Source organism: Hymenobacter mucosus, assembly GCF_900188255.1.
Taxonomy (GTDB): domain Bacteria; phylum Bacteroidota; class Bacteroidia; order Cytophagales; family Hymenobacteraceae; genus Hymenobacter; species Hymenobacter mucosus.
On record NZ_FZNS01000001.1, the window covers coordinates 173,263 to 186,748 of the forward strand.

General features: G+C 54.0%; 13 protein-coding genes. 6 read left to right on the forward strand and 7 right to left on the reverse strand.

The features are described from left to right. The first annotated feature begins 124 nt into the window (after positions 1–124). Positions 125–382: a hypothetical protein gene (locus CHB83_RS00755; RefSeq protein ID WP_089331340.1), complete on the forward strand. Its 258-nt coding sequence runs from the start codon at positions 125–127 to the stop codon at positions 380–382. Between the two features lie 95 nt (positions 383–477). Here the strand turns inward: CHB83_RS00755 and CHB83_RS00760 are convergent, their stop codons facing one another. The 3 genes from CHB83_RS00760 to CHB83_RS00770 all read right to left on the reverse strand — a co-directional run bounded on the left by CHB83_RS00760 (position 478) and on the right by CHB83_RS00770 (position 4,066). Next, complete coding sequence (locus CHB83_RS00760; protein ID WP_179225421.1) at positions 478–2,256, reverse strand: OmpA family protein; 1,779 nt, start codon at positions 2,254–2,256, stop codon at positions 478–480. A gap of 62 nt (positions 2,257–2,318) precedes the next feature. After that, positions 2,319–3,317, reverse strand: a complete 999-nt coding sequence (locus tag CHB83_RS00765; protein WP_089331342.1) for a hypothetical protein — start codon at positions 3,315–3,317, stop codon at positions 2,319–2,321. Between the two features lie 59 nt (positions 3,318–3,376). Continuing rightward, the gene (locus tag CHB83_RS00770; RefSeq protein ID WP_089331343.1) at positions 3,377–4,066 is read right to left on the reverse strand and encodes a hypothetical protein; all 690 of its coding nucleotides are present in this window, start codon (positions 4,064–4,066) and stop codon (positions 3,377–3,379) included. Positions 4,067–4,310: 244 nt separating this feature from the next. Here CHB83_RS00770 and CHB83_RS00775 point away from each other — a divergent pair, with 244 nt between their 5' ends. Further along, complete coding sequence (locus CHB83_RS00775; protein ID WP_089331344.1) at positions 4,311–4,724, forward strand: hypothetical protein; 414 nt, start codon at positions 4,311–4,313, stop codon at positions 4,722–4,724. Here the strand turns inward: CHB83_RS00775 and CHB83_RS00780 are convergent. The 3 genes from CHB83_RS00780 to CHB83_RS00790 form a co-directional block, all read right to left on the reverse strand. Continuing rightward, positions 4,713–6,836: a tetratricopeptide repeat-containing sensor histidine kinase gene (locus CHB83_RS00780; RefSeq protein WP_089331345.1), complete on the reverse strand. Its 2,124-nt coding sequence runs from the start codon at positions 6,834–6,836 to the stop codon at positions 4,713–4,715. The genes CHB83_RS00775 and CHB83_RS00780 overlap by 12 nt on opposite strands. Positions 6,837–7,026: 190 nt before the next feature. Then, positions 7,027–7,446: a hypothetical protein gene (locus tag CHB83_RS00785; RefSeq protein WP_089331346.1), complete on the reverse strand. Its 420-nt coding sequence runs from the start codon at positions 7,444–7,446 to the stop codon at positions 7,027–7,029. Positions 7,447–8,105: 659 nt separating this feature from the next. Continuing rightward, positions 8,106–8,294 (reverse strand): hypothetical protein, encoded by a 189-nt coding sequence (locus CHB83_RS00790; RefSeq protein ID WP_055562641.1) that lies wholly within the window; start codon positions 8,292–8,294, stop codon positions 8,106–8,108. A gap of 206 nt (positions 8,295–8,500) precedes the next feature. On the opposite strand from CHB83_RS00790, the gene CHB83_RS00795 reads away from it, so the two are divergent. The 3 genes from CHB83_RS00795 to CHB83_RS00800 all read left to right on the forward strand — a co-directional run bounded on the left by CHB83_RS00795 (position 8,501) and on the right by CHB83_RS00800 (position 10,033). Then, positions 8,501–8,836 (forward strand): ASCH/PUA domain-containing protein, encoded by a 336-nt coding sequence (locus CHB83_RS00795; protein WP_045689454.1) that lies wholly within the window; start codon positions 8,501–8,503, stop codon positions 8,834–8,836. 189 nt (positions 8,837–9,025) lie between these two features. Next, positions 9,026–9,400, forward strand: a complete 375-nt coding sequence (locus CHB83_RS23435) for a 4-fold beta flower protein (RefSeq protein WP_143436953.1) — start codon at positions 9,026–9,028, stop codon at positions 9,398–9,400. Positions 9,401–9,580: 180 nt separating this feature from the next. Next, positions 9,581–10,033 (forward strand): hypothetical protein, encoded by a 453-nt coding sequence (locus tag CHB83_RS00800; protein ID WP_089331347.1) that lies wholly within the window; start codon positions 9,581–9,583, stop codon positions 10,031–10,033. 1,048 nt (positions 10,034–11,081) lie between these two features. Here CHB83_RS00800 and CHB83_RS00805 read toward each other — a convergent pair. Then, positions 11,082–12,143: an NAD(P)H-dependent flavin oxidoreductase gene (locus CHB83_RS00805; RefSeq protein ID WP_089331348.1), complete on the reverse strand. Its 1,062-nt coding sequence runs from the start codon at positions 12,141–12,143 to the stop codon at positions 11,082–11,084. 614 nt (positions 12,144–12,757) lie between these two features. Between CHB83_RS00805 and CHB83_RS00810 the strand changes: the two genes are divergently transcribed. Beyond that, on the forward strand, positions 12,758–13,027 hold the full coding sequence (locus CHB83_RS00810; RefSeq protein WP_089331349.1) for an ATP-dependent Clp protease proteolytic subunit: 270 nt from the start codon (positions 12,758–12,760) through the stop codon (positions 13,025–13,027). Positions 13,028–13,486 lie beyond the last annotated feature (459 nt).

Consider the following 13,486-nt stretch of genomic DNA (forward strand, 5'->3'; position numbering starts at 1 on the left):
TGAAATGGTGAGGTAGTGAGCATGTAGCATACTAAGCATGTGCCGAAGTAATCCGTGTATTTTCGGGCGTAAAACCTCCGCCCTTACTAGCCCTTATTGAAAAAACCATCTCTACTTCTCCCCTATGCAAACACTGCTTTTAGATGAATCCTCGGCGCTTGGTCTCGTCAATGTGATAGTGGGGTTCATCGTTATGTTCCTTGTGACTCTGATCACACTTGCCGTAGTATTCCTTGGGAAGTGGATGGTTAGGAGAGGTCCCGCAGCGCCTGGGTCTAATCGTAGACTCCTGCTACTGGTCCTTGCTATACTGGCTTTCATTTTCTTCATACTTAGTATGTCCACAAAGGAGATAGAGTGGGGCAGTGTTCTGGGCTTATAACCTCAGAAGTAGAAAGCAACGGCAGTACAAGGTCAGGTTAGAGCCGGTCGGCCTCGGCTTCTTCACCCTGAGAGAGGAGCCAAGGGCAGGCATGGTTAATTTCCCAGCACAATTTCCACGCGGCGGTTTTTGGCTTTCCCTTCAGGGGTGGTGTTGGGGGCTACGGGCTCAGTAGCGCCGTGGGCATACACCTGCACGCGGCCGGTAGGAAAGGCGCTGGAGCTACGCTGCTCCAACCAGTGCTCCACGGCCAGGGCACGGTCTTCGGAGAGCTGCTGGTTACGCTGCGAGTCGCCAACATTGTCGGTGTGGCCATGCACGGCTACTTTCAGGCGGCCAGCCACCACCAAGTCGTTGAAAAGCTGCTGGAGCTGGCGCTCGGCGGCGGGCGTGAAGGAACTCTGGCCGGTGTTAAACTCGATGTTCCAAGCCCGCTTGCTCACGTTCTGGCGAATTTCATCATCGGCGGCAAACTGTTGGGTTTCGGCGGGGGCCAAGGTTTTGCCGCGGTATTTGTCCTGGAGCTTTTTCAGGGGCGTGAGGTCCAGCATCTGCGTTAGAGGCACGTAGCTGGGCAGCTCGCGGGGGTAGAGGCGGCTCTGCACGTCACCAAAGGTTTTGTACACGGCAGCGTAGATATTGGTGCCGCCGTCGTTAAGGCCGAACAAAGCTAGGTTATCGGCGAAGTTGAAGGCCTTGCTACCGCCCAGTTCCACTACCTCGCCGTTGCGGTCGGCCTCACTTACGCCCTTGTAGTAGCGCAGCCAGTAGGCGCCGGGCTTGTCCTTGTCGCCGTACACCTCGGCCGAAATATCGGCGGCGCGCTCCAGGGCTTCGGGGTGGCTTTTTACCTGGTCGCCGGCTATGGCCAAGGCAGTTATCAGGCCTTCTACCTCTTTCTGGTGGGCATCATACCAGCGTTTGGTAGTCACCATGATGTTGGGCATCTGGTTACTGTAGTCCTTAGTAGACACGATGTTGACGAGGCCGCCCTTCTGGCGGGCAATGTTCACGTCGCCGGGCGTCCAGGTGGCTACGGCGTCGGCTACTACGTCTACTTGCACGCCAGTATTCTTGCCGTTTATCACTTTAGTGCGCTGCTCAGGCTTGCCGATGATGTACTTCTCGGCGGCCACCAGGAAGTCTGAGGAAGCTAGAAAATTCACGGCTTCAGGGTCATAGGTAGTTTCGTCGGGGTTGACTTTCAGGCCGTTGTCGGCGCACCATTTCAGGGCAATGTTCTGGTCGCCGTCGCGCAGGTAGCAGGCAATGGTTTTGCCCAGGGCTGCTTTTGGGTTGTCGAGCCACTCCTTGGGGCCCATCAACTTATCCTCGCCGAAGCTCTTACCCACCGAGTAAGGAATAATCTGGAGGCTGGTACCGGCTTTTTTCAGCTGCGTTTGCACCGCCGAGAAGGCGGGTAGCCCGTCGCCCATAATGCTCACCAGCAAACCGGGTGTGTCGGGGTTTTGCTGTAGGTCCAGGGCATTTTTCACCAAGTCGGCCTGCATTTTGGCTACGTCGTCCTGACGCACAATCTGCAGGTCTAGGCCGTTGGCGGCCAGCGTAGAACCCTGCGTGGTGCGGGGCCCGCCGTTAGCCAGCATGCCCGCCATCTGCGAGTTCCAGGCCATCACTTCCCACACTACGGGCGTGCCTTTTTCAGCATGCGTTCCGGACGGTAGCGGGGCCAGGGGCACAGCTACGTTGGCACGCGAGCCACCGGTTGCCGTGGGCAACTCAATAGAATTCAGCAGCACCGATTCGGTAGCTGCTTTTTTGAAGATCATTCCACTTGACACCACTTTGTTGATGCCGAAGTAGAGCAGTGCCACAAGTAGGGCGCCCAGTACAATTTTACCGCGAGTTGTCATGATATATAAAAAGCAGAGAGTTGAAAGGAGAAGAGCTAGTGAAGCACAGCAGGCTCTGAGCATTAGTCCAGCAGGCTGCGATAGGCGTCGTTGGTGGCAGTGCGGGTTTGGGCCGTGGTCACGGCAGCAGATTTCTCGTCGAGCAAAGCGTTGAACTCGCCTTTCTGGTATTTTTCGAGTAGGCGCTGGCCTTTCTCGCTCATCACCCCATTCTGGATGTCCATTTCCTTCACGAATTCCTGCGAGTAGCGCATGGCCTGCTTGATTTGGCCGAGTTGCTGGGCCATGTCCTGGGCCACGCGGTCGGTGGCGAGGTCAAAAAAGTACTTCTTGTCAGGGTCGCCGCGCAGGATGTTCATGGCGGCGCGCATGCCGCTGCTGGTACGTTTCACCAGCTCGTACTCGTCTTTCAGCAGGTTTACTTTGAACTTGCTGTTGTCGATTTGCCGCAGGGCGGCTTTTAGAATCTGACGCATCACAAGGCTCACATTCTGGGTGGTAGTGAGCATGGGTTGTAGCCGCTGGTTGTATTCCTGGAGCTGGGCCGCGCGGGAGGCGTACTGCTCGGCGGCATCCGGTTCGCACTGGCGGGTAGCGGAGTCGGCCAGTTGCAGGTATTCTCGCATCTGCAGGGTATTGGCTTCCAGCTTGCGCTTCACTAGTGCGTGGGCGCCCTCCACGTGGCCTACCTCTTCTTCCATCTTGCGGGCTTCCTGCCCGGTAGAGCGGATGTAGTCCTCCATGATGCCGATGGGGTTGGTGTTGACGAAGATGCCCGCGGCCGTGCGGAAGATGCGCTGCCCAGCGTACCACAAGCCCGCCTTGATGCGTGGGTTGGTTAGGAGCAGAAAGGCCCCGAACAGCACGCCTAGCCCAATTCCTAGCTTCACGGTGTCAAACACCATATCTACCAAGAATGGCACGATGGTACCCCAACTGTACACGCCGGCGGCGGCTAGGCCACCCAGAAATACCCAGCCGGCTACCTTTTCGGGCTGCTGCCACTTGGGCAACGTGCTTGGTAAGGCAGGTTGTAATTCGGAAGAAAATGATGTGTTCATGATGCAGCAGAAGTCAGGAGTGAGGAAAAATGTCGGTTCATAGGCACGGTGTTCCGCCGCTACTTCAGCAGAAAAGACTGGGTAGCGTGGCGGTGCGCCTGCAAGTCGGCGGCGGCAGTGGCGTGCGCCAGCTCGTAGGAAGCCAGAGCCATAGCGGCTTTGTGCTGCTGCTCCTGCAGGTGCTGGCGGGTAGTCAGGAGCTGCTGCTGCTTTTCTTCCAGCTGGCGGGTGAGTTCCATGAGGGCTACTTGCACCTCCTGTTCTTGCTGCTGCAAGCGCACAATGGGGCTGGGCGGCACATTTGGAATGCGGATTTCGCCCAGCTTCTCGCGGTGCCGTTCCAAAATCTGGTTGCGGTCCGCAGTGAGCTTCACTTCAAACTGCTCGGCCGATTGCAGCAGGGTAGCCAGGTCCAGGCTTGTCACAGCCGCGAAGGCGTTGAAGGCCGTTTGGTAGAGAATTGGACCCGACAGACCGCTGGCTTGTAGGCTCTTCACCAGTTTGGTGTAGGCCACGAAGTCCTTGCCGTCGCCAGTCAGCAGGCTCTGGATGTGGTCGAGGTGGCGCTGCTCAGGTTGAGTAGGCTGGGTAGCTGATACGGGCGGAGCTACCGTGCTAGCAAGAGTAGGCGCTAGCACCTGGCCAGGCAGTGGCCGAACAAGGGGCGCCCCTATTGACGGGCCAGTAGGCGAGGTTTCCTCAATGAAGAAATCTTTCGCCGCTTTGGTGATATGGTCGAAGAAAGGCATGTGGCAACTGGTGCTTGGTAGATGGCGGTGTATTGCCAATACCAGTGCCGCTGCGGAATCCTAGTCAATCTTATAGTTGTAAGTTGTTGATATATAAAATATTAAAAATAAAAACTGATCAACCGCACCAATAAAGCTTGGGCGCAGCCCTATCGTTTTGGTAGGGTAGGTATATCAGAATAGCAGGGCTGCGATAAGCAGAATACGCATAGTCCGTATTCGATATCTTATCTTGCAGCTGCTTATGGCACTTTCCTCTTCTCCGTACTTTTTTGAAAACCCTGCTGGTCGTATCCGCATTGACCCGGCTGGGTTCGTGCGCGCCGACTGGAATAAGGAGGGGTGGGACATTGCTAGTTTGCAGGCTCTTTTTCAGCACATGCACTTGGCCATGCAGCACACGGGTTGGGGCAAGATGCTGGTAAACCAGTCGGTGATGCGCGCGTTTTCGCCGGCGGAGCAGCAGTGGATTAGCCAAACGTGGCTGCCAAGTGCTGTGCAGCAGGCAGGCTACCGCTACGGAGCCGTAGTAGTGTCCAGCAATGTGTTTACGCGGTTGGCAACGGCCTACATCACCACTTCCGTGCAGGGCCTGCCACTGGTGTATTCTTCCTTCTCTGACGAGGGTAGCGCCGTAACTTGGCTTCTAGGTCAGTAGTGTGCTCTCCAGGCCCTTGGGAGTAGTGGCGGGTAGGGGAAGCGTAATACAGAACTCGGTGAACTCGCCCTCTCTGCTTTGCACGCTCAGCGTCCCGCCGAGCCCTTTGGTGATGACATCGTAGCTCAAGGAGAGTCCCAAGCTTGATTCTCCAACGTGGCCGCCCACCGGAAAGCGCTGAAACAAGGAGGCGCAGGCCTCTTCCGAAAGGCCCAGGCCATTGTCGCGCACCCTAATTTCCACGCCCACGGCCGTACGTTTTGTAGTTAGGGCCACTTGGGGTACGTACTCTTCGTCTGCCTCGGCGCGGCGGTGCTGCACAGCCTGGAGGGCAGCGGTAAATATGCCGACCAACGCGCGCCCCAGGTTTTGGCGTACTAGTTCTACCCGGCCCACTGCGGGGTCTAGGCTTGGTAGGAGAGCCGCGTGGAAATGCCGATGCCGGGCGCGCAGATCGTGATACGTAAAACGTAAGTACTCTTCTGCCAGGCGGTTGAGGTCCGTATTCTGGCGGCTGCCGTCGCCCTGAGAGTATTCCAGCATGCCCCGCACAATGGACTCGGCCCGCTGGGTGTGTTGTAAAATCTTCGCTTGATTTTGGCCGAGGTTGCGTAGCATCTCGTCTACCACCTCATGGTCGTAGGGGGCGAGTTGGGCTTTGGCAAGCTCTGCACGCACCTCTTCACACAACTCCATACTGACTGCGGCAATTTTGCGGGCATGGCTCACTGGCTGTTGAATCTCCCGGGCCACACCGGCCATAAGTTCGCCCAGCGAGGCCATACGCTCCCGCAGCACTAGCTGGCCCTGCGTAATTTTAAGCTCCTGTAGGGTTCGCGCGAGGCTGTCGCGCTGAGCAGTCAGCTCTGTTGCCTGGGAGGTGACTTGGTTGTTGAGCGTTCGTAGGCGAGTATTGGCGCGTTGCTGCTGCCGGTTGCTGTGTCCTAGCAGAATAGATATCAGTAGCAACACCCCAATGCCGGCTATCAAGGTAGCGGTACGCACTTGTGCCACAAACTCCTGCTGCTCATTCTCTAGCTGGCGCAAGCGTTGCTGCTCGGCAAAGCCTATGGCATCAAGCTGCTTAATACGTTGCGGGTTGTAGAGGCTGTCTTGGGCCGTGCGCAGGATGCGCAGGTACTTTAGCGTGCTATCGGGCCGTTGTTGCGCCTCGTATGCTTCGGTAAGGAGGGCACTGGTACGCACTATCCCCGCCACAAAGGGCAAGGCCTGACCCATGCGGAGCGCTTTACGGGCATAAAATATACTAGAGTCCGTCTGGTGGCTGCTTTTATACAGTTCGGCCAGGTACTGGTAGGCCCGGCTGGCGCTGCGCAAGTCGTTTTCGGGGATGGCGCGCTGATAGCTTAGCCGGTAATGAGTGGCTGCTACTTCGGGCTTTTGCAAAGAAGCTTGCAATAGGCCTATTTCCCGTAGCACATAGGGCGCGGGGTTGCCCCAGCAACTCTGGTGCACGGAACGCGAATGAATAGTGAAGTGCCAGGCACGCTGTAAAAAATACGCGGCCGAATCGAATTGTCCTAAGCCCTGGTAACTAGCTCCAATGTTAGTAAGTACGCTGATAATCTGAGAAGTATCACGTACGCCGCCTTCCTGGTAAAGCCGCTGGGCCCGGAAGTAGTAGCTTAGGGAGGGGCGGTAGTCCTCTAAGGCGTAATAGAGTAACCCGGTTTGGTTGAGCGTGCGGGCCGTGCCTTCTACGTCGTGGCTTTCCTCATTGAGGTGCAAGGCCTGCAAGTCTACCCGTAGTGCTTGGGGCAGGTTGCCCCGTTCCCCCAGCAGAATTCCAATGCGGGAAAGGCAGCGGCCTTCTCCTTTGCGGTATCCTATTTTGCGAGCGAGGCTAAGCCCCTTCCGCGCATAGTATCGAACGGAATCGAAGCGAGAGTACCGGTAGCTAGCACTGAGGTCGGCCAGCAGTAACACCCGCGTCGTATCGGAGGAGGCGCGGGCCAAGGCCTGCCGTAACTGCCGTGACTGTGGACTTTGGGCCCGTACCGGCCCATAGCACCCTAGAAACAGCCCAAATACCAACAATAGCCTACCCAACGCATGTCGAATCATGCGGAAAGTTACACAACCGTCTGACATGGAAAACGGTTGATGTCGACGCACAAGATGAATTTTACTGTTGAGCTTATCGGAGTAGTACTCCCCTTCCTCTGCTACTAACTAGGTAAAGGGGTAGGTTTATAAGTCAAATAGCTGAATTATAGGAAAATAGGTAGGTATAATTCGAAATAGATAATTAGCACTTGGCGGCTCCAGCACAACTGCCTACTTATTGGTTTTGTCTAAGCCAAGTAGTTGCTTCGGTTTCATCATTGAAAATATGATATATCAAAGCGCCTTCCCGAGCATCGTGCATGATAAGATTCATGGACAGGCGCGCAAATACGTCTTCTGGTAGCAACAAGGCAGCTACCATTTCTTGCTGGTTCGCTTGGCTTACGGCTAGCCAATGACTGCTTAGCCATTGACGTTCCTCTTCCGTGAAAGGAGCTGATGCACGATGATCAGCCAACATTTTGTACCAGTTCCGTCGGCGCAACAAACGGCCCAGATGGAGCAAAAACGATTGAAAATCAGTCGCTGCCCGTTTGCCGGCATGGTAGCGAATTACTGCGTACCCATCTGGGTGCTCAAGTAAGCGACCAATGGTATTTTCAAAATATACCAGCAAACCAGAAGAGAGGGGCATAGTGAGGAGAAGAAGCCATCAGTAGCGGAAAAGCCACAGCGGCAACAAAGCTACTGATGGCTATGACCACTACAAGCTGAACCATTAGCCAAACTACGGTATTGATTCGGCATACAAGCAGAAACAGGAGCGCCAAGCTCTGAAGGTACTTCAACTCAACCTTGCGCTTATAGTGTTAAAGCAAGCTGTAGGAGCCTTAAACCGGTATCTACTCCGCAGGTGTACTTCTACCTTGAGTCTATCCGCAAGCAAACGTGTCTGCCGACTACCTAGCTAACTAGTTGCTTGACTCACGCTGCCATACTAAGTTCTGGCTGAGCGCATGTCTCGGCCGGAATGGTTGGTAGTACTGGAGCGGGATTCGATACGAGTGGCACAGTACCAGGGGCAATAGGTACAGCAGCGCCAGTAAGTAACAACATGGCCAGCATAGCTAGCATCGGTTGCTGGGAGGGGAGGGACGCGAGGGGATTCATTACGGGGGCAGCAAATAACAAGTACGAAAGTACTGCCTGTACTACATCAGTCACAAGGAATAAGGCGGCGGTATTGTGACTAGGATAATACACATATCTGACTAGATTAACCTATGCCAAGGGCCTATTCTGCATATTAAGGGTACTTTTGGCGTGCGAGAATATTCCCTGAATGTGACATGATTATTCGTCTTGATGCTGGGGTAGATCCTTAGCCTCCTCCACGGTATTCAGTTCATCTAGCTCGGCAAGCTCATGAAAGGTAGTAGCCGGGTCGAATGGGCTGGTAAACGCCAATAAGTCTTCCAGGGTATGGTCGGGAGCAGGGGAGTTGTGCGGAGCCTGCGGATTGGGGAGGTGGTTCGTGTCCATGGTTTCTTATACGTACAAGTACAATGAAGTAGCTGTCCTTCTCTAGGAGGCATTCTAAAAGCACCTTAGCCTTCAAAAGGCGGAACACTCATGCGGAAGTAGTGGTGTATTTGCCTGTATTGCTTTAAAAAGAACACTTCCTGTTCCTGGCTTGTTAATATGGCATGATTATTACGGGCCACTACTGCTCACAGACGAACGAGACCATGAAATCGACTTCCTTTTTATATTCAACGAATACTACCGGTGCTACTCCTCACTACCACGAATTGAAGGTGTGGCCCGACTGTTTTGCTGCTCTCCAAGCAGGAGTAAAGCCATTTGACGTACGAGAAAATGACCGGGATTTTCAGGTCGGTGATGCCCTACTGCTACGGGAATACGAGCCTGAGCAAGAGCGCTACACTGGTGGTACCGTGGAACGCTGGGTTAGCTACCTTGTGCATGGCGGGGCTTTTGGCATTGAGCCGGGCTGGTGCGTACTTGGGTTAGCTGAGCATCCACCCTTACCTTCCGGCATTAGCGACACTCGTTTGTGGTAAGCGAACTTAGTGTACAAAGCAAGCCACCCAGAGCTTTCTCCAAGCCCTGAGGTGGCTTTTTAATTGGACTTCTCACCCGGCAGGCAATGAATAAATAGCAAGTGCCAGTAAAAACCTATCATCCTGCCTAAATCCAGTAGAGTGGGCTAGTGCGTTTATTGTTGTGTCAGACGTAGCGCACTGCCTTTTATGATACCTCTTTATACTACCGCTGGAGTACCCCTAGTATACGCCGATGATGATTGTCGGGCCCTGTTCAGCAGCACCGGTCAAATTGTAGCATGGTTTGAGCAAGAACTGCTATACGCACCAAATGGGCGCTACTTGGGATGGGCCGAGCACGGGTGGGTGTACGACCGAAATGGGCAGCCAGCCCTGTTTGCTGAAAATGCACAAGGTGGCCCCGCCCGTCCCAACCTTAGTTTATCGGCCGGAAATGCTACCCCCCGGACCCGTTGGGCCCAGTTACCAGTCCGCTGGCCAAAACCTCAGCCTCGGCCCGCTCGCCGCCGTAAGGTAACAAGTTGGTCGCCAGTATCAGGATTGGCTTATTTTGCGCAGTAGCAGCTGGATCAATATCCAGCATAGGTGCACTGGCAGCTCTACCTAGAGGGTAGTGCGTAGTCTTTCTACATAGCGGATAAGCAAATAAATAGGGGTGCCTGCAATCCTCCTTGCCGAGCAATATCGTAAACAAGTAGTCTGAACTGTGTACATACACTTATGCACTCCTACTTGCACCACATGGCTGACACGCATCCCAGCCAGTTTAGCAACTCCGTGTCAACTAATGCTTCCAACTTCAATTTTAAAAACACAGCAGGCGGCATCAAAACCGATACCCGCGGGTACGTACGCCTAACCTGCTACCAAAGTGACCCTCCCAGCGTGGCCCGCCGCGAACTGCTAGATCAAGTAATAGCTGCTCTCCAGCTTACGGGTTGGACGAAGGTGCTTGTTGATCAGCGCCGGCAATTGCCTTATTCTGAGCAAGACGAGGCTTGGATTTTGTTGGATTGGCTGCCACGTGCGGTAACACAATCAGGATACCGCCACGTTGCTATTCTGCCTTCCAGCAAACACTTGGTTCGGCTCCACACTTATCATTTACAAACCGAGGCTAGAGCCAGGTACCGGGTAGTGAGCCGTATTTTTGAGGAGGGAGAAGATGCCGCCAGTGCTTGGCTACTTACCTAGGACATTCCTAGAGTGATACTCTATAAGTAAGAGTCTGACTATAACGGCACAGTAGAAGGCAAAAGAACTTGTTTCTATTCAAAGTACCAGAAGTAGACAAGCCACAGTACAGATAGAATACCTATAATATACCAAATCCACTTGCCCGATTCCGGGGGCTCTGTGCCTGCTGATCTTTGCCGGCGCTTGAGAAAGGGCGTTTGCATAGTAATGGTGCATTCAGAGTCTGTATTCAGGGTATACGCACGCTAGAAAGCGACAGCCATTGTAGCATGAGCTACTGTAAATATAGGGTTGAATGCGTGCAAACTAGGCTAATACCTCAGTGTCATCGGCTGCTACCAACCAAAACGCCATAGCACTACGCTCATAGTGAGCGTAACTAAAGCTACCAGTATCCAGCCAACGGCGCTGGACGTCAAAAGGGGCGGGTGGCGTGGATTGCGAGGCATAGCTACCGGTTGAATGAGATACTAGTATAAACGAATAAATCCAATCATGTAGTTTGCGTGGAGAACAATAATTTCTAATTCTAACTTAGCCTCCCAATATAATGGTGTATTGCCTTGTTAGCACTCAGGATTTATTTACTTGTCGCTGGTAGAGGTAGATATTGTTCGGCCGCAGCCTCTATTAGTAGGCTGGCCGGTATTGAGGTACCCCGTGCTAATACTAAATCCATGCACCCTTGTTGTAATCGGGCATCTTGCGCGGGGGTTAGGCGGCGCTGAGATTCACAACGGGTAGCAAGGAGTTGTGCCAACAGTACTGCGGCGGTTGAAAGTTGCTGCTCGTGTAAGGCAGCACGAAAACAGATTTCGGTGTCACTCATGCGAAAAGAAGTATACTAGCCTCTTGCGCAACAAACATACCAGAGGCAGTAAGGAACAGCTTATGGAATAATATATAGTACCGTACAGCCATTGTACCAAGAAAACTCTCCCCGGCGGAGTACGAGTTTTATATCAGTGCGCAGGAGGATAAAGAAATGGCTGTGGTGAATAACACTAAGCATAACCGCTACTATTCATCCTTTTCAGGCGATGCGCTAGGCCGTTGCTTGCTGTAATTCTAAGGCCAGAGTGCGTACTAACTCGGCTGCTGGCAGTGCGCGTGCCCGGCTGTTGCCGGTACCTGCCCACTGCACCGCAAAGCCAGTTTCACCCGCCTGCTGAGCTGCAGTTATCAGCGCTTTGCCAGCTAGATAAGCGCGCGAATAAGCTGCTACCGGCGGGCGCCCAGGCACATCTATATCTTGCATAAAGCGGTTTACGAGTCCGCGTGCGGGCCTTCCCGAGATGACGTCCGTTAAAGACGTAGGTAGTGGAGGCTGCTGCAACAGGGCTGCCCGGTAGCTAGCAGAGGCTGCTGATTCGGGGCAGGCAACGAAGGCCGTGCCGAGTTGCCCGGCCACTGCTCCGGCGCGCAGGGCTGCCGCCAAATCGGCCCCGTCCATTATACCCCCAGCAGCAATTACTGGTAGACGACACTCTTGTACCAACTGACGCGTTAAGTCCAGCGTAGTAATCCCCGGTTCTACCGACTGGTCGAAGGTACCGCGGTGCCCGCCCGCCTCTATGCCCTGCGCAACCAGCACATCTACTCCCGCCGCTTCCGCCACGTGCGCTTCTGTGGGGGAGGTAACGCACGCCAAGAGCAAAGCACCCGTTTGCTGCAAGGCAGTAAGCTGTGTTGCTGTGGGTAGACCAAAGTGAAAGCTGATTACGCGAGGCTTCGCCTGTACTAGCACAGCCAGTAGGGCATCGTTGGTTATAAAGCTGGGGTAGATTTCCGTCAAACTCCCCGGCGCATCACTCTGTAGGGCCGCAAAGAAAGGCTGTAAGTGCGTAAGCCAGCGGGCGTCGTGTGCTGCGTCTTCTGGGGCAGGGGCATGGCAGAACAAGTTGACGTTTATCGGCTTAGTAGTGACAGCCTGCAATTCGGCTAGGTGCTGAGCCACCACTTGAGCTGAGGAAATAGCCCCGGTGGCAAAGGAACCCAGTGCGCCAGCCTCTGACACGGCTGCGGCTAGGGCCAGCGTTGACACCCCTGCCATCGGTGCTTGAATAATGGGGTGTAAAAGGCCTAGGTGTTCACAGAAAGCGTTCATCAGCGGGAAAATACAGAATGGGAATCATTACCCAATGGGCAGAGGAGGGGGCTAGTACTTATATAGGTCCGTAAGGACTACAGCCACTCTTGCTTTGTAAAGACTATATCCCATCACCAGGCAACAGGTGTAGATTGCCACTTGCTGCCAAAGCCCTAATCATTCGGAGGAATTCTTTGCTGTAATCCGAGTTAGTGAGTACCTATCCAATGGCTACCAATCAGCAGAATGGCCCGCTGCACAGTTCACATACTTCACTACGAGAAGCATGGTACCGGTCCCATGTGCTTGAGGTACGAGAGGGCGCAAGGGGATGCATTTATCTTATCACCTCACCAAAGGACGTATAACTAGTTGGTGCATCCGCGGTTCCTATTAAGGAAAAGCGCCTCCATACTGAAGGCCCTTCTCTTTTCGGGTAGTCACATAGCTTAGTAGGGCGTATCCGAGGTGCCGCATCACCATTCTAGTATGAAACGGTATACAATCATTGTAGAGTGCACGACTACGGGCTACTCCGCTTATGCCGCCGACCACAACGTCTCTACGACGGATACTACATTGGCCGAAATAAAATCTAACGCTATTGAGGCGTTTAACCTGTATTTCGTGTCATGTCCGAAGCGAAGGTTCTGATTTGCGGCCCCATTGTCGGTAACTCGGCGGAAGCTGGGGATACTTGGCCCTTTACAACGTTGGAAGATGTGCTCTCCCAGTTGGAATGGCAGAAGCCATATGACTCTGTACGGGTAACGATTAACTCTCCTGGTGGCCGTCTTGATAAAGGCTTCGGCATCTATGATAAGCTCCACAGCTTGGGGCCTGATATCACAGTTACTACCCCTGCACAGGTAGCTCAGCTACCCTGCGCGGTGCAACGCTAGTACTGCAAGAACCTGCGGGGCCAGCCGCGCACGGTGGGCGGTCGTAGCTGCGGCTGGCAATATTGCGGCATCTGTACAAGCAAGCTACAAGCCTCAGGCTCCCATCGTACAGGCTACGGATAGCGCGAACGTGCAGGTAGTCAGTACCAAGAAAGCGCTAGCCGTAGCGGGTGAAGACAACTAAATACCCATCACCAACACGGAAGAAAACTGGATGCGCCCCCTGCTGCCCTATGCCGCTGGACTGGCAGGCCTAGGGCAGCTCTATTCGCTACTGCCCTTACCTTTCGCTGGAGCTAGCTGATTGCTGTTGCGTCGTCGTAACCCTGTATGAAAGCCACAAGTGGAGACGGATCCGGTAGCTCTACGTAGCGAAATGCCCCAATCGAAGAGCGTAGTATAGTGAAAGCCAAATGTCACAAGTTCAGGTTTTTCTTCCTTGAGTTGCGCTGAGGAAGC